This is a genomic window from Rhodosalinus sp. 5P4 (genome assembly GCF_041365695.1).
Classification (GTDB): domain Bacteria; phylum Pseudomonadota; class Alphaproteobacteria; order Rhodobacterales; family Rhodobacteraceae; genus Rhodosalinus.
The window spans coordinates 476319-494771 of the sequence record NZ_JBGFSJ010000003.1 but is presented as its reverse complement, the minus strand read 5'-3'; the positions used below and the strand labels follow the sequence as shown (position 1 = coordinate 494771).

20 protein-coding genes are annotated in these 18453 nt (G+C 70.4%); 11 read left to right on the top strand and 9 right to left on the bottom strand.

Going from position 1 to position 18453, the window contains the following annotated elements; all coding sequences use genetic code 11:
- Positions 1 to 18: 18 nt before the first annotated feature.
- Entirely contained in the window at positions 19 to 1248 is a 1230-nt protein-coding gene (locus tag AB6A69_RS07825; protein ID WP_371060348.1) for an acyl-CoA dehydrogenase, read from the bottom strand.
- 113 nt (positions 1249 to 1361) lie between these two features.
- Here AB6A69_RS07825 and AB6A69_RS07820 point away from each other — a divergent pair, with 113 nt between their 5' ends.
- On the top strand, positions 1362 to 2345 hold the full coding sequence (locus AB6A69_RS07820; protein ID WP_371060347.1) for a LysR substrate-binding domain-containing protein: 984 nt from the start codon (positions 1362 to 1364) through the stop codon (positions 2343 to 2345).
- On the opposite strand, the gene AB6A69_RS07815 is transcribed toward AB6A69_RS07820, so the two are convergent.
- From AB6A69_RS07815 to AB6A69_RS07795, 5 genes are all read right to left on the bottom strand, one after another.
- Positions 2266 to 2958 (bottom strand): M48 family metalloprotease, encoded by a 693-nt coding sequence (locus AB6A69_RS07815; protein WP_371060346.1) that lies wholly within the window; start codon positions 2956 to 2958, stop codon positions 2266 to 2268. The genes AB6A69_RS07820 and AB6A69_RS07815 overlap by 80 nt on opposite strands.
- A gap of 58 nt (positions 2959 to 3016) precedes the next feature.
- Positions 3017 to 4198, bottom strand: a complete 1182-nt coding sequence (locus AB6A69_RS07810) for a VWA domain-containing protein (protein WP_371060345.1) — start codon at positions 4196 to 4198, stop codon at positions 3017 to 3019.
- A 5-nt stretch (positions 4199 to 4203) separates the two neighbouring features.
- Positions 4204 to 4368 carry an apolipoprotein acyltransferase gene (locus tag AB6A69_RS07805; RefSeq protein ID WP_371037753.1) on the bottom strand — a complete coding sequence of 55 codons (165 nt, stop codon included), beginning with the start codon at positions 4366 to 4368 and terminating at the stop codon, positions 4204 to 4206.
- Between the two features lie 6 nt (positions 4369 to 4374).
- Entirely contained in the window at positions 4375 to 5742 is a 1368-nt protein-coding gene (locus tag AB6A69_RS07800) for a DUF2927 domain-containing protein (RefSeq protein ID WP_371060344.1), read from the bottom strand.
- Between the two features lie 143 nt (positions 5743 to 5885).
- Positions 5886 to 6725: an AAA family ATPase gene (locus tag AB6A69_RS07795; RefSeq protein WP_371060343.1), complete on the bottom strand. Its 840-nt coding sequence runs from the start codon at positions 6723 to 6725 to the stop codon at positions 5886 to 5888.
- Positions 6726 to 6909: 184 nt separating this feature from the next.
- Between AB6A69_RS07795 and dksA the strand changes: the two genes are divergently transcribed.
- Together dksA and AB6A69_RS07785 are read left to right on the top strand one after the other, a co-directional pair.
- The gene (gene dksA, locus AB6A69_RS07790; RefSeq protein WP_371037750.1) at positions 6910 to 7332 is read left to right on the top strand and encodes an RNA polymerase-binding protein DksA; all 423 of its coding nucleotides are present in this window, start codon (positions 6910 to 6912) and stop codon (positions 7330 to 7332) included.
- Positions 7333 to 7407: 75 nt separating this feature from the next.
- On the top strand, positions 7408 to 8583 hold the full coding sequence (locus tag AB6A69_RS07785) for an FAD-dependent oxidoreductase (protein ID WP_371054425.1): 1176 nt from the start codon (positions 7408 to 7410) through the stop codon (positions 8581 to 8583).
- Positions 8584 to 8607: 24 nt separating this feature from the next.
- Here AB6A69_RS07785 and xth read toward each other — a convergent pair whose 3' ends face one another.
- The gene (gene xth, locus AB6A69_RS07780; protein WP_371060342.1) at positions 8608 to 9387 is read right to left on the bottom strand and encodes an exodeoxyribonuclease III; all 780 of its coding nucleotides are present in this window, start codon (positions 9385 to 9387) and stop codon (positions 8608 to 8610) included.
- Between the two features lie 273 nt (positions 9388 to 9660).
- Here xth and AB6A69_RS07775 point away from each other — a divergent pair, with 273 nt between their 5' ends.
- Positions 9661 to 9903: a hypothetical protein gene (locus tag AB6A69_RS07775; RefSeq protein WP_371060341.1), complete on the top strand. Its 243-nt coding sequence runs from the start codon at positions 9661 to 9663 to the stop codon at positions 9901 to 9903.
- A gap of 7 nt (positions 9904 to 9910) precedes the next feature.
- On the opposite strand, the gene AB6A69_RS07770 is transcribed toward AB6A69_RS07775, so the two are convergent.
- On the bottom strand, positions 9911 to 10234 hold the full coding sequence (locus tag AB6A69_RS07770) for a HesB/IscA family protein (protein ID WP_371037746.1): 324 nt from the start codon (positions 10232 to 10234) through the stop codon (positions 9911 to 9913).
- Positions 10235 to 10314: 80 nt separating this feature from the next.
- On the opposite strand from AB6A69_RS07770, the gene AB6A69_RS07765 reads away from it, so the two are divergent.
- The 7 genes from AB6A69_RS07765 to AB6A69_RS07735 all read left to right on the top strand — a co-directional run bounded on the left by AB6A69_RS07765 (position 10315) and on the right by AB6A69_RS07735 (position 17332).
- Complete coding sequence (locus tag AB6A69_RS07765; RefSeq protein WP_371060340.1) at positions 10315 to 11487, top strand: deoxyguanosinetriphosphate triphosphohydrolase; 1173 nt, start codon at positions 10315 to 10317, stop codon at positions 11485 to 11487.
- Positions 11488 to 11631: 144 nt separating this feature from the next.
- Positions 11632 to 13377 (top strand): arginine--tRNA ligase, encoded by a 1746-nt coding sequence (argS, locus tag AB6A69_RS07760; RefSeq protein ID WP_371060339.1) that lies wholly within the window; start codon positions 11632 to 11634, stop codon positions 13375 to 13377.
- Positions 13378 to 13454: 77 nt separating this feature from the next.
- Positions 13455 to 14555, top strand: a complete 1101-nt coding sequence (locus AB6A69_RS07755) for an SPOR domain-containing protein (RefSeq protein ID WP_371060338.1) — start codon at positions 13455 to 13457, stop codon at positions 14553 to 14555.
- Entirely contained in the window at positions 14552 to 15571 is a 1020-nt protein-coding gene (locus AB6A69_RS07750) for a glycoside hydrolase family 3 N-terminal domain-containing protein (RefSeq protein ID WP_371060337.1), read from the top strand. The genes AB6A69_RS07755 and AB6A69_RS07750 overlap by 4 nt, the downstream gene beginning before the upstream one ends.
- Positions 15564 to 16355: a ScpA family protein gene (locus AB6A69_RS07745; protein ID WP_371037741.1), complete on the top strand. Its 792-nt coding sequence runs from the start codon at positions 15564 to 15566 to the stop codon at positions 16353 to 16355. The genes AB6A69_RS07750 and AB6A69_RS07745 overlap by 8 nt, the downstream gene beginning before the upstream one ends.
- On the top strand, positions 16348 to 17019 hold the full coding sequence (scpB, locus tag AB6A69_RS07740; RefSeq protein WP_371060336.1) for an SMC-Scp complex subunit ScpB: 672 nt from the start codon (positions 16348 to 16350) through the stop codon (positions 17017 to 17019). The genes AB6A69_RS07745 and scpB overlap by 8 nt, the downstream gene beginning before the upstream one ends.
- A 97-nt stretch (positions 17020 to 17116) precedes the next feature.
- Entirely contained in the window at positions 17117 to 17332 is a 216-nt protein-coding gene (locus tag AB6A69_RS07735; RefSeq protein ID WP_371060335.1) for a hypothetical protein, read from the top strand.
- 21 nt (positions 17333 to 17353) lie between these two features.
- On the opposite strand, the gene AB6A69_RS07730 is transcribed toward AB6A69_RS07735, so the two are convergent.
- A complete protein-coding gene (locus AB6A69_RS07730) occupies positions 17354 to 18430 on the bottom strand; it encodes a 2'-deoxycytidine 5'-triphosphate deaminase (RefSeq protein ID WP_371060334.1) in 1077 nt (358 codons plus the stop codon).
- Between the last annotated feature and the right edge of the window lie 23 nt (positions 18431 to 18453).

Genomic DNA, 18453 nt, shown 5'->3' with positions numbered 1-18453 from the left:
GGCGCGCGATGGGGCGCGTCAGACGAAGGCCTGCAGCCCGGTGATCGCGCGACCCAGGATCAGGGCGTGGATGTCGTGCGTGCCCTCGTAGGTGTTCACCGTCTCGAGGTTCATCATGTGCCGGATCACCTGGAATTCGGAGCTGATGCCGTTGCCGCCATGCATGTCGCGGGCGTGCCGCGCGATCTCGAGCGCCTTGCCGCAATTGTTGCGCTTGACGAGAGAGATCATTTCGGGCGCCGCGTTGGCCTCGTCCATGAGCCGGCCCACCCGGAGCGACGCCTGCAGGCCGAGCGCGATCTCGGTTTCCATGTCGGCGAGCTTCTTCTGGAAAAGCTGGGTCTGGGCGATGGGCTTGCCGAACTGCTTGCGGTCGAGCCCGTAGCCCCGCGCGGCGTGCAGGCAGAACTCCGCCGCGCCCATGACGCCCCAGCTGATGCCGTAGCGTGCGCGGTTGAGGCAGCCGAACGGCCCCTTCAGCCCCTCGACATGGGGCAGCAGCGCGTCCTCGCCGACCTCGACGCCCTCCATCACGATCTCGCCGGTGATCGAGGCGCGCAAGGAAAGCTTGTTGCCGACCTTGGGCGCGGAGAGGCCCGTCATGCCTTTTTCCAGCACGAAACCGCGGATCTTGCCGTCATGCGCGTCCGACTTGGCCCACACAACGAAGACGTCCGCGATCGGCGAATTCGAGATCCACATCTTGGAGCCCGTCAGCCGGTAGCCGCCCTCGATCTTCTCGGCCCGCGTCTTCATCGCGCCCGGGTCGGAGCCCGCGTCCGGCTCCGTCAGGCCGAAACACCCGATCCATTCCCCGGAGGCGAGTTTCGGCAGGTATTTCTGCCGTTGCTCCTCGGTTCCGTAAGCGTGGATCGGATACATGACGAGGCTCGACTGCACCGACATCATCGAGCGATAGCCCGAATCCACGCGCTCGATCTCGCGCGCCACGAGCCCGTAGCTCACATAGCTTCCGCCGAGACCGCCGTATTCCTCCGGCACGGTCACGCCGAGCAGGCCCATCCCGCCCATCTCGCGGAAGATCTCCGGGTCGGTCTTTTCGGCGTCGAAGGCCTCGATCACGCGGGGTTGCAGCTTCTCCTGCGCATAGGCGCGGGCGCTGTCGCGGATCATCCGCTCTTCCTCGGACAGCTGATCGTCGAGGCGCAGGGCATCGGCCCAGTCGAAGCGTCCGAGATCGGGGGCGTCCTTGGCGCGCAGGCGCGGGGCGGGGGTGTCTAGGGTCATGGCGGTCACCTTTCTCCGGGAGGATCCCGGCAACGTTTGACACAGCATAGCGGCTCGACGCGCCGCGGCAAAACGACTATCGCGCATCGTTTCATGTGCTAAGGTCATGTCCCATGAGCTGGTCGCCACGCTATTTGCCCTCGATCTCGATGCTTCGGGCCTTCGAGGCGGTGATGCGCACGGGCGCGACCACGGCGGCGGCGGATGAACTGCACATGACCCAGGCCGCGGTGAGCCGGCATGTCCAGCGGCTCGAGGCGCAACTCGGGGCAGCGCTTTTCCGCCGCGAGAAGCGCCGGCTGGTGCCGACGCCTGCCGGGCGCCACTATGCCGAGGCGGTGTCGCGGGCGCTCGACCTCATCGGGCGTGCGTCCATGGAACTGACCGCCAATCCGGGGGGAGGGACGCTTTCGCTCGCCATCCTGCCCGCCTTCGGCACCCGGTGGCTCGCGCCGGGCCTCGCGGCGTTCCAGGCCGCGCATCCGGGCGTCACGCTGCACCTCACGACCCGGCTCCGGCCGGTGGATTTCGAGACCGAGGCCTTCGACGCGGCGATCCATTTCGGCGCGGCCGACCGGGCGGGCTGCGGGCACCTTCACCTTGCCGACGAGCCGATGCTGGCGGTCGCGTCGCCGGGTGTCCTGGAGCGGCATCCGCCGCACGGGCCCGCCGCGATCGCGGCGATGCCGCTTCTGCACCTTCAGTCGCGCCCGCGCGCCTGGGAGCGGTGGTTCGCGCATCACGGCCAGGCCGCGCCGGCGCAGCGGGGCATGGTCTTCGACCAGTTCGCGCCGATGACGCAGGCGGCGATCCACGGGCTGGGCGTGGCGCTCCTGCCGCCCTTCCTGGCGGAGCCCGAGATCGCCGAGGGGCGGCTTCGGCCGGCCTGGGGGGCGGCGGTGCCGGGGCGTGGAGGGTATTGGCTGGTGTGGCCGCACGCGCGGGACGATTACCCGCCCCTTGCCGCGTTCCGGGACTGGCTTGCCGCGGAGGTCCGCGGGGGGCAGGGCGGGGCGGTCAGGTCTCGCCCGGCTGCCACTTCCCCTCCAGACGCTCCAGCGCCGCAATCCGGTCTGCCGTCTTCGGATGGCTCATGAGCCAGGCCGGCGCGACACCCGCGCGCGAGCGCGTCAACTCGTCGAGCTTGTGGAAGAGCGAGATCTGCGGCGCGACGCCTATCCCGGCCTTGGTCAGAAGTGCCGCGGCATAGGCGTCAGCCTCGTACTCGTCGGCACGCGAAAGCCCCGCGGCCAGCAGAGACGTGAGCGCGCTCGCGATCCAGACGCCGATACCCGGGATGATGCGCCCGAGCACCATGGCGAGCGCGCTTCTGAGCGCGTTCTGCCCGGAAAAGTCGATCATGCGCCGCCGGGTGTGGCCGAGCGCGACGTGGCCCAGCTCATGCGCGATGACCGACGCGATCTCTTCCCCGCTGACCTCGCCATTGCGGTATTTCTGGTAAAAGCCCCGAGTGATGAAGATCCGCCCGTCCGGGGCGGCGAGCCCGTTCACCGGGTCCACCTCGTAGATGTGCACGCGGATACGCGGCACGTCGAGCGCCTTTGCCATCCGGTCGGTGAGCGCCTTGAGCCGCGGGTCGGCAAGTTCGGTGGAACGCGCGTCGAGCTCGCGCTTCGTCCGCCAGACCGACATGCGGTACATGACGAGCGCGTAAAGCACCGCGAGCAGGATCGGCGTCACCTTGATCATGACGAAGATATGGGCTCGCCCGGGCCGCCCGGCAAGCGGCGAAACGGCGCGGCGCGTGTCACCGCAGGACCTGGATGCCGCGATTGATCCCTTCGAGGGTGAGCGGCACCATCCGGTCCTCGAAGATCTCGCGGATCATTCGGATCGAGGGCGTGTAATCCCAGTGTCGCTCGGGCACGGGATTGATCCAGAGCGTCTCGGGCCACTGCGCGCGCGCGCGGCGCAGCCAGGTCTCGCCCGCCTCGGCGTTCCAGTGCTCGTTCGCGCCGCCGGGATAGGCGATCTCGTAGGGGCTCATGCTGGCGTCGCCCACGAAGATGCACCGGTAATCCGCGCCATAGGTGTGCAGCACGTCCCAGGTCGGCGTGACCTCGTTCCAGCGGCGGCGGTTGTCGCGCCAGACGCCCTCGTAGAGGCAGTTGTGGAAGTAGTAGTGCTCGAGATGCTTGAACTCGGCGCGCGCGGCCGAGAAAAGCTCTTCCACGACCTTCACATGGGCATCCATCGATCCGCCCACGTCGAGAAAGAGCAGCACCTTCACCGCGTTGCGGCGCTCAGGGCGGGTCTTGACGTCGAGGTAGCCGTGTTCGGCGGTGGCGCGGATCGTGCCGTCGAGGTCGAGTTCCTCGGCCGCGCCGTCGCGCGCCCATTGCCGCAGCCGCTTCAGCGCCACCTTGATGTTGCGGGTGCCGATCTCCACCGAGTCGTCCAGGTTGCGGAACTCCCGCTTGTCCCAGACCTTCACGGCGCGCTGGTGGCGGCTTTCGTCCTGGCCGATGCGCACGCCTTCGGGGTTGTAGCCGTAGGCGCCGAAGGGCGAGGTGCCCGCCGTGCCGATCCACTTGGAGCCGCCCTGGTGGCGCGCCTCCTGTTCCGCGAGCCGCTTCTTGAGGGTGTCCATGAGCGCGTCGAACCCGCCGAGTGCCTCGATCTCGGCCTTCTCGGCCTCGCTCAGGTGCTTCTCCGCCATCTTGCGCAGCCAGTCCTCGGGCAGATCGACCCTGTCCAGCATCTCGGCAAGCGAGACGTCCTCGAGGCCCCGGAAGGCCGTGGCGAAGGCGCGGTCGAAGCGGTCCAGGTGGCGCTCGTCCTTCACCATCGCGGTGCGCGCGAGATAGTAGAATCCCTCCACGTCGTAGGTCACAAGATCGGCCTTCACCGCTTCGAGGAAGGCCAGGTACTCGCGAAGCGTGACGGGAACGCCGCTCTCCCTGAGGGTGAGGAAGAAGGGCTGGAACATCGCCCTCAGACCTGCAGCCGGACGAGCGCGATCGACAGTACCGCGCCCACGAGACCGAAGGCGATGCCGTATCCGGCCGCATAGTGCAGCATGTCGAGCCGGTTGCCCTTGCGCCGGTAGGCGGTGAATGCGCCGATGGCCGCGCCGATCAGCGCCGAGAACAGGATCATTCGGCCTCAGCCCCCCGTGTGGTTTCGCGGGTTCAGGGCGGCGATTTCGGCCAGCTTGCCGCGCACCGCCCCCTCCGGTCCGAACCCGTATCGCGCCCAACCGAGGCTGTCCAGACGCAGGGCGCGCGCCTCCTGCGGGCGCCCGGCAAGCGCCAGCGCCTCGGCGCGCAGCAGCATCAGCGTGGACAGAAGCATCGCGTTCTCGTGGCGCGAGGCGACCGGCATCGCCCGGGCGGTGAGCGCAAGCGCCCGCTCGGCGTCGCCCTCGGCGATCGCGTAGGCGGCGAGCTGGGCGCGCACGAAGGCGCGGTGCGGTTCGGAGCGGGGCAGGGCCGCGAGCGTCCGGTCCGCGGTTTCGAAATGCTCCCGCGCCGCGTCGGGCGCGTGGCTCTGGGTAAGACGGCCGAGCGCGAAATGGCCGAAGGCGAGCCGGTGATCGCGCCAGCCCGAGGCCCGCGCGATGGCCACGGCGCGTTCGGCCGCCGCGCGTCGCGCCGCCGGCGCGGCCCCGGGCCCGAGCGCCTCCTGGATCGCGTTGCTCCAGGCGCGCGGCGTCGGCGCGAGCGGCCTTGCGGGCAGCCCCTCGCCCGCCGGGTTGAGCCGCGCGAGCACCGCGGGCAGGCGCCGGGCGACATCGTCGCGGCTCATGCCGCTGGCAAGGTCCGGCGCGTAGTAGGCGCGCAGGATCAGCATGTCGAAGCCGGTGAGCACCGCGTGCATGTTGTCGTCGTTGAAGACGCTGTCGGACAGCCGGTAGAGATCGTTCAGCGGCCCGAGCGCCTGGGCGAGTTCCTCGTGCAGGCAGTCGCGCGCCTCCTGGCCCGAGATGTCGGCGGGCAAAAAGATCCCTACCCGTTCGCGGGTGCGCAGTTCGGACCAGGCCGTGCGCGCGCTGCGGCGGTTTCTCGCATAGTCGGAGAGGCTGCTGACATTGGGGACGACGAAGCAGGCCGCCTGCGGCAGCACGCTCCGGATGCGCGCGCCGGGCACGCTTTCGATCGTTATGTTGGCCCCCGGTCCGCGCGTGAGGCGGATGTCGATGCCCGCCTCGTCGCGAAGCCGGCGCAGCAGATCGCGCAGGTCCCGTGCCAGGGCGGGATCGGCCCGCCCGGTCACGCGCAGGGTGATCGGTTCCTCGAAGCGCGTGAAGACCGGGACGGGGCGGCCGCTTTCCAGCGTGAAGGCGAGGTCGAGGAAATCGCGCGCGATATCGGCGTTGGACCGGGCGGGCGCGTCAGGGCGCGCCGCGGAGAACTGCTTGGCCGGCGGCAGCTTCGGGATTGCCACGGCGAGGCGCGCGGCGGTGTCCGCGGCCCGGGGCGCGGGCGCGCAGGCCGCGAGCAGAAGCAGAAGTGGCAGAACGTATCTTGGCACGAGCGCTCCCTTGCGTCTTCGCTCCTTGCGGCGCGGGCCGCGCCGGCGCGCCGCGGGACCCGGCAGGCGCAGCCTAGACCATGAATGCCGCGCCGTCACACGCGGGCTGCCGGGGCGGCGCCGGGTTTGCCGGGCCGACCGCCTCAGCGCTGCCGCCGCGCCATGAAGGCCAGGCGTTCGAAAAGATGCACGTCCTGCTCGTTCTTCAGCAGCGCGCCGTGCAGCCGGGGCAACGCGTCGGGTCCGTCCCGGCGCAGGTCGGCGGGCTCCAGATCCTCGGCCAGCAGCAGCTTGAGCCAGTCCAGCACCTCCGAGGTGGAGGGCTTCTTCTTCAGGCCCGGCTGTTCGCGCAATTCGTAGAACTGCGTCAGCGCCGTCTCGAGCAGCGCGGGCTTGATGCCCGGATGGTGTACCTCGACGATGCGTTTCATCGTCTCCGGGTCCGGGAAGCGGATGTAGTGGAAGAAGCAACGGCGCAGGAAGGCGTCCGGCAGCTCCTTCTCGTTGTTGGAGGTGATGATGACGATCGGGCGGTGCCGGGCGCGGACCGTCGCGCCCGTCTCGTAGACGTGGAATTCCATCCGGTCGAGCTCCTGCAGGAGGTCGTTGGGGAACTCGATGTCGGCCTTGTCGACCTCGTCGATGAGCAGCACCACCTTGCCGTCGGCCTCGAACGCCTCCCAGAGCTTGCCCTTGCGGATGTAGTTCGCCACGTCGTTCACCCGCGCGTCGCCGAGCTGGCTGTCGCGCAGGCGGCTCACCGCGTCGTATTCGTAAAGCCCCTGCTGGGCGCGGGTGGTGGATTTCACCGACCATTCGATGAGCGGCAGCCCGAGCGCGCCCGCCACCTGCCGCGCGAGTTCGGTCTTGCCCGTGCCGGGCTCGCCCTTGACGAGAAGCGGGCGCTCCAGCGCCACGGCCGCGTTCACCGCGACGGTCAGGTCTACCGTCGCCACGTACTCGCCGGTTCCGGTGAATTTCATCATCTGCTCCAAGCCATTGCCGAACGTCCTTGCAGCGCCGCGCCCGCGCCCGAATTAACCATGGCCGACCCGTGTTTGTGTAGTGACATTGCCAGTGCCTTCGGGTAATTGCCGCGTCGAGGGGTGCCACATGTCTGACAAGTATTCCATGGCTGAAGTGGGTCATGAAAAGGGAGCGCAGAAGATGAAGGCCGAAGTGTTCCTTCCCGAGGATTACAAGCCCGCCGAGGACGAGCCGTTCATGAACGAACGGCAGCTCGAATGGTTCCGGCGCGAACTGATGCGACAGAAGAACGAGCTTCTTTCCGACAGCAAGAACACCATCGCGGGCCTTCAGGACGCGACCCGCAACATTCCCGACGTGTCCGATCGCGCGAGCGAAGAGACCGACCGCGCGCTCGAGCTTAGGATCCGCGACCGTCAGCGCAAGCTCGTCTCGAAGATCGACGCCGCGTTGCGCCGGATCGAGGAGGGCGAGTTCGGATACTGCCAGGAGACGGGAGAGCCGATCTCGCTGAAACGTCTCGTCGCGCGCCCGACGACCACGCTCAGCCTCGAGGCGCAGGAGCGTCACGAGCGCCGCGAGAAGGTGCACCGCGACGACTGACGCGAGGCCGACCGGGACCGAGAGACAAGAGAACGCCGGGGGAGCCTCCGGCGTTTTCCTTTTGGGAAGCGAGAGATGCAGCTCGACGCGCTTGAGATTTCCGTGGTGGGCGGCGGCATCGCGGGGCTTGCCGCCGCGCTTGCGCTCGGCCGGCGCGGCGCCTCCGTCACCCTGTTCGAGCAGGCCCCCGAGATCGCGGAGGTGGGTGCCGGATTGCAGATCAGTCCCAACGGGCTTCGCGTGCTGCGCGCGCTCGGCCTCGAGGCGGAGCTCGCGGCGCGCGCGCCCCGCGCCCAGGCGGTGAGCCTTCGGCGCGGCGAGGACGGCGGCGAGGTTCTGCGCCTCGACCTAGCGCGCCTCGGGCGGGAGCAGGGGTATCATTTCGTCCACCGCGCGGATCTCGTCGATTTGCTCGCCGCCGCGGCCCGCGCCGCGGGCGTCCGGGTCCGGCTTCTGCAACGGGTCGCGACGGTGGAGGACGGCCCGCGCGCGCGGATCGTCTTCGAGAACGGCGCGGAGCACAGGGCGGATCTGGTGCTCGGCGCGGACGGTCTGCACTCCCGCGCGCGCCACGCGCTGGGATCGGCGCCGCCCGCGCGCTTCACCGGCCAAGTCGCGTGGCGCGCGCTTCTGCCCAACGTCATCGGCCAGCCTGCGGAGGCCCGGGTGCTCATGGGGCCGGGACGGCACATGGTGGTCTATCCGCTGCGCGACGGGCGCACTCTCAACCTTGTGGCGGTGGAAGAGCGCAGCCGCTGGGCCGAGGAGGGCTGGACCCACGCGGACGACCCGGCGAACCTGCGCGCGGCCTTCGCGGGCTTCGGCGGGGACGTGCCGGCGATCCTCGGCGCGCTGGACAAGGTGCATGTCTGGGGTCTCTTCCGGCATCCGGTGGCCGAACGCTGGCATGGCCGGTCCGTTGCGATCCTGGGCGATGCGGCGCATCCGACGCTGCCGTTCCTCGCGCAGGGCGCCAATCTCGCGCTCGAGGATGCGTGGGTCCTGGCCGACGCGCTTGACCGCGCCGAGGATCGCGCCTCCGGGCTCGCGGCCTACCAGCGGCGGCGGCGCGCCCGTGCTGAGCGGGTGGTTGGCGCGGCGGAGCGCAATGCCCGGCGCTACCACCTGCGGCCCGGCCCGGTGCGCGGGCTTGCCCATGCCGCGCTGGGGCTCGGCGGGCGGTTCGCGCCCGGCGCGATGCTGGCGGGGTTCGACTGGCTTTACGGCCACGACGTCACCGCCGAGGCGTGACCGGGTGCGGTTCGCGTTCCCGGCTCAGACGGACAGTTCGATCCAGACCGGCACGTGATCGGAGGGTTTTTCGCGCCCGCGCAGCGCGGCCTCGATGCCCGTGCCGGTCATGCGATCGGCGGCCTCGGGAGAGAGCAGCAGATGATCGATGCGGATCCCGTTGTTCCGCGCCCACGCGTTGCCCTGGTAGTCCCAGAAACTGTAGTGGCCCGGGCCCTGCACCCGGGCGCGGACGGCCTCGGTATAGCCCATGTGAAGGATGCGGCGAAACGCCGCCCGGCTTTCCGGCAGCGCCAGCGCGTCCTCGCGCCAGGCCTCGGGATTGGCCGCGTCCTCGTCCTGGGGGATGACGTTGTAGTCACCGGCAAGCACCACGGGCTCTTCCAGCGCCAAGAGCTCTTGCGCGCGTGTCCGCATACGGGCCATCCAGGCCAGCTTGTAGTCGTATTTCGGCCCCGGCGCGGGGTTGCCGTTGGGCAGGTAGAGCCCGGCCACGCGCACGGGAACATCGGCCATCACCGTGGCCTCGATCCAGCGGGCCTGCGTGTCGTCATCGTCGCCCGGCAGCCCGCGCCAGACGTCCTCGAGCGGCAGCCGCGAAAGGATCGCCACGCCGTTGAAGCCCTTCTGGCCATGGGTCTCGACGGTGTAGCCCCGCTCCTCGAAAAGCTCGGCCGGGAAGCTCTCGTCGAGCGACTTGATCTCCTGCAGAAGCACCACGTCGGGGCGGTCCTCGTCCAGCCAGTCGCAAAGCGCCTGGTGCCGGGCCTTGATCCCGTTGATGTTGAAGGTGGCGATCTTCATCGGCGCGCTCCTCTTGGCCTCGCCCCAGCTAGCCGGTTCGCCGGTCCGGGCGCAAGGCGGGGAAGAGCGGCTCCGCGCGCGCGCGCCCCCGAGACATCGGGCCGGCGCCGGGCCGCACCGGGCTTCTGCGGCCCTTTCCTCGCGCGTCATGCGCTGCCATTCTGCTGGCCGCGTGCGAGCGCGGCCGCGCGCGATCCCGGCCGCGCGGATGGGTGAGGTTGGCCCCGGGCGCCAACCGAAGGTGCCGCGACAAGGCGCGAAAAGGGAAGGCGGATGGCCACGATCCTGACGACGGCGCGAACGCATCTCTTTCCCGGCGCGCGGGGGCGGGTCGAGGGCCCGCCAGAGGGCGGCTGCACGGTGCGATTTTCGGATGGTGTCGAAGTGCCGGGCGAGATCGCGGGCGGGGTGCTGGACCTTGCGCCTCATGTCACCGCTGCGGGCACCGCGATCCCCGCCCGCCGCTGGGCCGTCACCTTCGCGGAGGGCGCGTTCCGGGTGACGCGCCGGCTGTGACACGGCGCTACATGGAAAAGGAGGTTCCGCAGCCGCAGGAACTCGAGGCGTTCGGGTTCTCGATGGTGAACCGCGCGCCGATCAGTTCCTCGGTGAAGTCGATCACCGCGTTCTCGAGAAAGGGCAGGGACACCGAATCGACCACCACCTTCTCGCCCCCGCCCTCCAGCACGAGGTCGTCCTCGGCGGGCGAGTCGAGGCGGATGTCGTACTGGAAGCCCGAGCACCCACCACCCTCGACGGCCACGCGCAGCGCCTGACCCTCGCGGGAGGCGCCGATCTCGGCCAGTCGCGCGAAGGCGCGTTCTGTCACTTTCGGAGGAAGTTGCATCTGGGCCTCGTTGCGACGGTTCAGTTCCGCTCTCGTCTCAAATATATGAGGTCGCGGGACATGCGACAAGGAGGGGACCCATGCGCGCCCGATACGCGTCCGACCCGGCGAGGAGCCGTGGACGGCTCGTGCCAGAGCCGGAAAGCGCGTTCCGCTCCTGCTTTCAGCGCGACCGGGACCGGATCATCCATGCCTCGGCCTTCCGCAGGCTCAAGCACAAGACACAGGTCTTCATCGAGCATGAGGGGGACTATTTCCGAACCCGTCTGACGCATTCGCTCGAGGTGGCGCAGGTGGCGCGCACCATCGCCGGTACGCTCGACCTCGACCCGGCGCTGACCGAGGCGGTGGCGCTTGCCCACGATCTTGGCCACACGCCCTTCGGCCACACCGGCGAGGACGCGCTCGACGCGCTGATGCAGCCCTATGGCGGGTTCGACCACAACGCGCAGGCGATCCGTATCGTCACGCGTCTGGAGCGCCATTACGCCGCCTTCGACGGGCTCAACCTGACCTGGGAGACGCTGGAGGGCCTTGCCAAGCACAACGGGCCCGTGACGGGCGCGATCCCCTACGCGCTTGCCGAATACGACGCCGTCCATGATCTGGAACTCGACACCCATGCCAGCGCGGAGGCGCAGGTGGCGGCGCTGGCGGATGACGTGGCCTACAACAGCCACGACCTGCACGACGGGCTGCGCGCCGATCTCTTCACGCTGGAGGAGATCGCGGCGCTGCCGGTGCTGGCCGACTGCTTCGCGGAGGTGGACCGGGCGTGGCCCGGGCTCGAGCCCTACCGACGGCGCCACGAGGCGCTGCGGCGCTTCTTCGGCGTCATGGTCGAGGACGTGATCGCCACCACCCGCGCCGCGCTTGCCGCGCTCGATCCCGCGGACGTGGACGCGGTGCGGCAGGCCGGGCACATGGTGGTGCGCTTTTCCGACGGGCTTTTCGCGGATCTAGGGCAGATCCGGGCCTTTCTCTTCGAACGGATGTACCGCGCGCCGGAAGTCGTCGAGACGCGCGCGCAGGCCACGCGGGTGGTGCAGGATCTCTTCCCGCTCTACCTGTCCCGGCCCGAGCTTCTGCCCCGGCGCTGGCAGGCGGACGTGGCGGCCGCCGCCGACGAGACGACGCTGGCGCGCATCGTGGCCGACTACATCGCCGGCATGACGGACCGCTTCGCGCTGCAAAGCCATGCCCGGCTGCTGGGTGGGGAGGACATGGCGGACCTGCGCCCGGGCCTGCGCTAGCCCGCACGTCATGGGTATCCCGGCCGGCGGTGCCGTCGCGGGGCGCGGGCGCCGGGCGCCTGCCGCGCGCCCGGCGTGACGGTCGCGCGGCGTTGACGCGCCCACCCTGCATGCTACACCGCCCGCCGAGCGAGAGGGACGCCGATGAACCTGTTTTCCGAACTCCGTGACACCGTGACCGGGGCGCTGGGCGCCATGGTGGCCGACGGGGCGTTGCCCGACGGTCTCGACCTTGCGGCCGTGACGGTGGAGCCGCCGCGCGATCCCGCCCATGGCGACATGGCCACCAACGCGGCGATGGTCCTCGCCAAGCCCGCCGGCGCGAAGCCGCGCGATATCGCCGCCGCGCTCGCCGACCGGCTGGCCGCCGATCCGCGCATTGCCATGGCAGAGGTGGCCGGGCCGGGCTTCATCAACCTGCGCCTGTCGCCCTCCGTCTGGCAGGAGGTCGTGCGCCGCGCGCTCGCGGCCGGCAACGGGTTCGGCCGCTCGGAACTGGGCGCGGGCGAGCGGGTGAACGTGGAATACGTCTCGGCCAACCCCACCGGGCCGCTGCATGTGGGCCACACCCGCGGCGCTGTATTTGGCGACGCGCTCGCCTCGCTTCTCGATTACGCGGGCTACGAGGTGACGCGCGAATACTACATCAACGACGGGGGCGCGCAGGTCGATACGCTCGCCCGCTCGGTCTACCTGCGCTATCTCGAGGCCCATGGCCACGAGGTCGCCTTCGAGGACGGGACCTATCCCGGCGATTACCTCGTCCCGGTCGGCGAGGCGCTGAAGGCCGAGGTGGGCGACGCCTATGTCGGCACGCCCGAGGAGACGTGGCTTGCGCCCGTGCGCGCCTTCGCGACCGAGCGCATGATGGAGTTGATCCGCGCCGACCTCGATGCGCTCGGCGTTCGGATGGACGTCTTCTTCTCGGAAAAGTCGCTCTACGGCACCGGGCGGATCGAGGCGGCGCTCGACGCGCTGCGGAGCAAGGGGCTGATCTACGAGGGCGTGCTGGAGCCGCCCAAGGGCAAGACGCCCGAGGACTGGGAGCCGCGCGAGCAGACGCTCTTCCGCTCCACCGCGCACGGGGACGACGTGGACCGCCCGGTCATGAAATCCGACGGCAGCTGGACCTATTTCGCCCCCGACATCGCCTATCATTACGACAAGATCGAGCGCGGCTTCGACCGGCTGATCGACGTGTTCGGCGCCGATCACGGCGGCTACGTCAAGCGGATGAAGGCCGCCGTCTCGGCGCTGTCGGACGGCCGCGTCCCGCTCGACGTGAAGCTCATGCAGCTCGTGAAGCTCTACAAGCGCGGCGAGCCCTTCAAGATGTCCAAGCGCGCGGGCACCTTCGTGACGCTGCGTGACGTGGTCGAGGAGGTGGGCGCCGACGTCACGCGCTTCGTGATGCTGACGCGCAAGAACGACGCGCCGCTCGATTTCGATTTCGACAAGGTGCTGGAGCAGTCGAAGGAAAACCCCGTCTTTTACGTGCAATACGCCCATGCGCGGGTGTGCTCGGTCCTGCGCAAGGCGGCGGAGGCCGGGATCGAGGCGGATGACGCCACGCTCGCGCGGGTCGATCTGTCGCGCCTCGATCACGAGGCGGAGCTTGCGCTGGCGCGCAAGATCGCCGAGTGGCCGCGTCTCGTGGAGATCGCCGCCCGGGTCTACGAGCCGCACCGCGTGGCCTTCTACCTCTACGATCTGGCGAGCGAGCTGCACAGCCTGTGGAACCGCGGCAACGACGAGCCCGCGCTGCGTTTCCTGCAGGAGGGCGATTCTGCCACGAGTCAAGCGAAACTGGCACTTGTGCGGGCCACAGCCGTTGTCATCGCGGCGGGTCTGGGTATCCTTGGGGTGCGCCCGGTCGAGGAGATGCGGTAGAAAGCCGCGCGGCCGCCCGGGCAGAGGCGGAACGAACAGAACCCGGCGGCACGCATCGTCGGGCAAGCGAGGCAGACATGAGCTATCAGCAGATGCACGCGGGCGCCTCGTCGCCCGCCCTTGGTGAGTCCTCCTCCGAAAACGATGCCCTCGCGCCGGAGGCGGCGCCCAGGATCGGCGGGGCCGCGCAGGTCGTGGCGGCGCTGGTGTCGCTGACCCTTCTGGGCGGTGCGGGCGTCTGGGGCACGAAACTCGTGATGCGCGACGTGAGCGGCGTGCCGGTGGTGCGCGCCGCCGAGGGGCCGATGCGCGTCTCGCCCGCCGAGCCCGGCGGCCAGGCCGCGGCCCATCAGGGGTTGTCCGTCAACGCCGTCGCCGCGAGCGGCACGGCCGAACCGCCGCCCGAGGAACTGCGCCTCGCGCCGACGCCCGTCGCGCTGGCCGAGGACGACCTCGCCCTCGGCGCCCTCGCCGCCGCGTCGGCGCCGGAGCCCGCCGACGACTTGCGACCGGGATTCGCGGCAGGCATGGGCGCGCCAAGCGCGGCGCTGCGCGATCTTGCGACCCGGTTGGACGCCGAGGACAGGCCGGATCTTCCGTTCGGAACCAAGCGGGAGCTTGCGCGCGTCACAGCGGTTCCGGCCGCGCTACGCGTGGACACGCCGGCGCCCTCGCGCGACGAGGCGGTGAGCGCCGCGGTGGATGCGGTGGTGGCCGCCGTCGTGGCCGATGCGCCCGGCACGGCCCCGGCCGCCGAGGCGCAGGACGAGACCGGCGCGCAGGTCGAGGCGCTTCCGGGCGTTCCGGCGCGGTCGGTGCGCCCGCGCCTGCGGCCTGAAAACCTCGATCTCGCGGCACTATCCGGCGCCGGCCGGGTCGCCCCCGCGCGCGCCGAGGTGCCGGAGGCCGATCCCGCGGAGCTGCCCGTGGGCACGCGCCTCGTGCAGCTCGGCGCGTTCGAGAGCGCCGAGGTGGCTCGCGCCGAATGGGGCCGGATCGCCGGGCGGTTCGAGGCCTATCTCGCCGGCAAGACCCGGGTCGTGCAACGCGCCGAAAGCGGTGGGCGGATCTTCTATCGCCTCCGCGCGATGGGCTTCGAGGATCTTGCCGACGCGCGGCGGTTCTGCGCGGCGCTGATGGCCGCGAACGCCGATTGCATCCCCGTGGTCACCCGGTGACCCCACCGGTCGGCCGCGGCGCGGCGATCTTCGGCTGCGCGGGGCCGCACCTTGCGCCGGCCGAGGCGCGCTTCTTCAGAGAGGCCGACCCGTTCGGATTCATCCTGTTCGCGCGCAACTGCGAAAGCCCGGAGCAGATCCGCGGCCTTACCGCGGCCTTGCGCGATGCCGTGGGCCGCGCGGCGCCGATCCTCATCGACGAAGAGGGCGGGCGCGTGTCGCGGCTGCCCCGGGGTGTGGGCCGCCGCCTGCCGCCGCCGCTCGACGCGGTGCGTGCCGCGGGCGGCAGGGCGGCCGACATGATGCGGCTGCGGTACCGTGTGATCGCGGCCGAGTTGCAGTCGCTCGGCATCGACGTGAACTGCGCGCCGCTTGCCGACATCGCCACGCCCCGGACCCATCCGTTCCTGCGGGATCGCTGTCACGGCACGACGGCGCAGGAGGTCGCCGCGAATGCCCGCGCAGTGGCCGAGGGGCTCTTCGCTGGCGGGGTGCTGCCGGTTTTGAAGCACATCCCCGGTCATGGCCGCGCAGAGGCCGACAGCCACCTCGCGCTGCCCCGGGTGCAAGAACCTGCCTGCACGCTGCGCGAAACGGATTTCGCGCCCTTCGCCGCGCTTGCCGATCTGCCGCTCGGCATGACGGCGCATGTGGTCTTCGCCGATCTCGACGAGCGTCCCGCCACGACCTCGCCCGCGGTGATCCGTCTCATCCGCGAGGAGATCGGATTCGGCGGGCTTCTGATGACGGACGACATCTCGATGCAGGCGCTCGAGGGGTCGGTCGCCCGCCGCGCGGCGGACGCGATCGCGGCCGGGTGCGACGTGGTCCTGCATTGCAACGGCGCGCTGCGCGAGATGGAGGCGGTGGCCGAGGCCGCGGGCACGATGGGCGAGGCCGCCCGCGCGCGCGGCGCCAGGGCGCTCGCGCTGCGCCGGGCCGCCGACGCGCCGGTTGACATTCGGGCGCTCGAGGCGAAGCTCGGAGCCGTGCCCGGAGGGTTCGGCGATGGATGAAGGCAGCGGTCACGAGGAGGGGGGCGTCGAGGCGCGGCTTGCCGCCGAGGCGCTGATCGTGGATGTCGAGGGCTACGAGGGGCCGCTCGACGTGCTGCTGTCGCTGGCGCGCGGTCAGAAGGTGGACCTGCGCCGGATTTCCGTGCTGGAGCTTGCGCAGCAGTACCTTGCCTTCGTCGAGGAGGCGCGCGCGCTGCGCATCGAACTCGCCGCCGACTACCTCGTGATGGCGGCCTGGCTCGCCTTTCTCAAATCGCGCCTCCTGCTTCCGCCCGACCCAGCGGAAGAAGGCCCCTCGGGCGAGGAGATGGCGGCGCATCTGGCGTTCCAGCTCGAACGGCTGCAGGCCATGCGCGAGGTCGCGGCGCGGCTCATGGGCCGCGACAGGCTGGGCCGCGACGTGTTCGCGCGCGGCCTGCCCGAAGAGGTGGAGCGGGTCCGGCGCGTGCGCTACACCGCGACGCTGCTCGATCTCATGCAGGCCTATGCCCGCATCCGCACCCGCGAGGAGTTCCGCCCCTACGCCTTCGACCGCGAGGCGGTCTACACCATGGAAGAGGCGCTCGACCGGCTGCGCGGGATGATCGGGTTCGCCGGGACCTGGACCGACATTTCCGCCTACCTGCCGGAGGGCTGGCGCGAGGATCCGGGGCGGCGCCGCTCCGCCACGGCGGCGACCTTCGCCGCGACGCTGGAACTGGCCCGGGAGGGGCGCATCGAGCTGCGTCAATCGGAAGCCTTCGCGCCCATTCAGCTTCGCCGGAGGGCCGCGCGCGATGAGTGACGACACGCGCGCGGCAGACGGCGACGGCGAGGAGGAGCCCGTCCTCTTCGATGCGCCGCCCATGGGCGAGCAGGAACGCATGGTCGAGGCGATGCTCTTCGCCTCGGCCGAGCCCGTCTCGGCGCGCGATCTGGCCGAGCGCATGCCCAAGGGCTCCGACCCGGCCGAGGCGCTTCAGCACCTGCGCCGGCGCTACGAGGGGCGGGGCGTTCGCCTAGTGCGGGTGGGCGACGCGTGGGCCTTTCGCACCGCGCCCGATCTGGGCTTCCTGATGCAGACCGAGACGGTCGAGACCCGCAAGCTTTCGCGCGCGGCTATCGAGACGCTCGCGATCATCGCCTATCACCAGCCCGTCACCCGGGCCGAGATCGAGGAAATCCGCGGCGTCTCGGTCTCGCGCGGGACGGTGGACCAGCTGCTCGAGCTCGAGTGGATCCGTTTCGGCCGGCGACGGATGAGCCCCGGGCGCCCGGTGACCTTCGTGGTGACCGAGACGTTTCTCGACCATTTCGGCCTCGAATCCGCGCGCGATCTGCCGGGGCTTGCGGAACTGCGCGCCGCGGGCCTTCTGGACAGCCGCCCGCTGCCGGGCGCGGGCGAGGCGGAGGCCGAGGAGGAGGACGATGCGAGCGATCCCGGCCAGGGCGAGATGTTCGAGGAATAGCCAGACCGGCGCGTTTCGGCCGGGAAGCCCTGAAAACGGCAAGATTGCGGGCTAGATCGGAGGCAAAGGCAAATCTCAGGAAACTCGGGAGGCAGCGATGAACCCTGACCGGCTCTTCAGCATGCTGGTGCGCATGGTCATGCGCAAGGCCGTCAACAAGGGGCTCGACGCCGGAATCGACAAGATGTCGAAAGGCTCCGGACGCGGGTCCGAGGACAGCCGCGCGCAGCGTCCGGCGCCACGGTCGGACCGGAAGCGCGCAGGTCATCTCAAGCGCTCCATGCGCCTCGCGCGGCGTATCGGCCGTTTCTGAGGAGGCTGCCGCGGGCGCCCGTCAGGCGGCCCGGAAGTGCTTGGACAGCTTGAGGCCCTGGCCCTGGTAGTTCGACGCGATGCCCGCGCCGTAAAGCCGGTCCGGCGGCTCGGCCATGCGCTCGTAGACGAGCCGCCCGACCACCTGGCCATGCTCCAGCGCGAAGGGCGCCTCGTGGCAGCGCACCTCCAGCACGCCGCGCGCGCCCGCGCCGCCCGCCGCATCGTGACCGAAGCCCGGGTCGAAGAAACCCGCGTAATGCACCCTGAACTCACCCACCATGGCGAGATAGGGCGCCATCTCAGCGGCGTAGCCGGGCGGGATATGCACCGCCTCGCGGCTCACCAGGATATAGAAGGCGCCGGGATCGAGGACGATCTGCCCGTCCTCGGCGTGCACCTCCTCCCAGTAGTCGGCGGGGGCGTAGTGGCCGATCCGGTCGAGGTCGATGAGCCCGGTGTGCGGTTTGGCGCGCCAGCCCGCGAGCGTGCCCTGCGCGGGCCGCAGATCCACCGAGAAGCCGAGCCCCTCGGAGATGACCGCCTCGCCCGTCACCAGCGGGCTTTCGGCGTGAAGCGCGCGCAGCGCCGTGTCGTCGAGCACGGCATGGCCTTCGCGGAACCGGATCTGGTTCAGCGTCATGCCGGGCCGCACCAGCACCGAGAAGGAGCGTGGGCAGATCTCGGCGTAAAGCGGGCCGGCGTAGCCGTCGGGAATGCGGTCGAACTCGGTGCCGCCGTCGGTGATCGCACGGGTGAGAAGGTCGAGCCGCCCGGTAGAGCTTTTCGCGTTCGCGACGGCGCTGACGCCCGGGGGCAGGGCGAGCCGTTCCTCGATCTCGGCGACATAGACGCAGCCCTTCTCGAGCACGGCGCCCGCCGACAGGTCGATCTCGTGCATGGTGAAGCGATCGAGCCGCGCGGCCACCGGTCGCCCGGCACCGGCGAGGAAGGAGGCGCGCACGCGCCATGCCCGCCGCCCCAGCCTCAGATCGAGGCTCGCCGGCTGGACCTGCGTGTCGGTGATGGGCCGGTCCGTGGCGATCGCACCCTCGGCGATCATCGCGCGAATGGCCTGGCAGGGCATCACGCCGGTCATGCGGACCCTTCCTGGATCGAACC

Coding starts and splice junctions, on each gene's coding strand:
- AB6A69_RS07825 (WP_371060348.1), bottom strand. CDS start 1,248: ATGACCCTAGACACCCCCGCCCCGCGCCTGCGCGCCAAGGACGCCCCC.
- AB6A69_RS07820 (WP_371060347.1), top strand. CDS start 1,362: ATGAGCTGGTCGCCACGCTATTTGCCCTCGATCTCGATGCTTCGGGCC.
- AB6A69_RS07815 (WP_371060346.1), bottom strand. CDS start 2,958: ATGATCAAGGTGACGCCGATCCTGCTCGCGGTGCTTTACGCGCTCGTC.
- AB6A69_RS07810 (WP_371060345.1), bottom strand. CDS start 4,198: ATGTTCCAGCCCTTCTTCCTCACCCTCAGGGAGAGCGGCGTTCCCGTC.
- AB6A69_RS07805 (WP_371037753.1), bottom strand. CDS start 4,368: ATGATCCTGTTCTCGGCGCTGATCGGCGCGGCCATCGGCGCATTCACC.
- AB6A69_RS07795 (WP_371060343.1), bottom strand. CDS start 6,725: ATGAAATTCACCGGAACCGGCGAGTACGTGGCGACGGTAGACCTGACC.
- dksA (WP_371037750.1), top strand. CDS start 6,910: ATGAAGGCCGAAGTGTTCCTTCCCGAGGATTACAAGCCCGCCGAGGAC.
- AB6A69_RS07785 (WP_371054425.1), top strand. CDS start 7,408: ATGCAGCTCGACGCGCTTGAGATTTCCGTGGTGGGCGGCGGCATCGCG.
- xth (WP_371060342.1), bottom strand. CDS start 9,387: ATGAAGATCGCCACCTTCAACATCAACGGGATCAAGGCCCGGCACCAG.
- AB6A69_RS07775 (WP_371060341.1), top strand. CDS start 9,661: ATGGCCACGATCCTGACGACGGCGCGAACGCATCTCTTTCCCGGCGCG.
- AB6A69_RS07770 (WP_371037746.1), bottom strand. CDS start 10,234: ATGCAACTTCCTCCGAAAGTGACAGAACGCGCCTTCGCGCGACTGGCC.
- AB6A69_RS07765 (WP_371060340.1), top strand. CDS start 10,315: ATGCGCGCCCGATACGCGTCCGACCCGGCGAGGAGCCGTGGACGGCTC.
- argS (WP_371060339.1), top strand. CDS start 11,632: ATGAACCTGTTTTCCGAACTCCGTGACACCGTGACCGGGGCGCTGGGC.
- AB6A69_RS07755 (WP_371060338.1), top strand. CDS start 13,455: ATGAGCTATCAGCAGATGCACGCGGGCGCCTCGTCGCCCGCCCTTGGT.
- AB6A69_RS07745 (WP_371037741.1), top strand. CDS start 15,564: ATGGATGAAGGCAGCGGTCACGAGGAGGGGGGCGTCGAGGCGCGGCTT.
- scpB (WP_371060336.1), top strand. CDS start 16,348: ATGAGTGACGACACGCGCGCGGCAGACGGCGACGGCGAGGAGGAGCCC.
- AB6A69_RS07735 (WP_371060335.1), top strand. CDS start 17,117: ATGAACCCTGACCGGCTCTTCAGCATGCTGGTGCGCATGGTCATGCGC.
- AB6A69_RS07730 (WP_371060334.1), bottom strand. CDS start 18,430: ATGACCGGCGTGATGCCCTGCCAGGCCATTCGCGCGATGATCGCCGAG.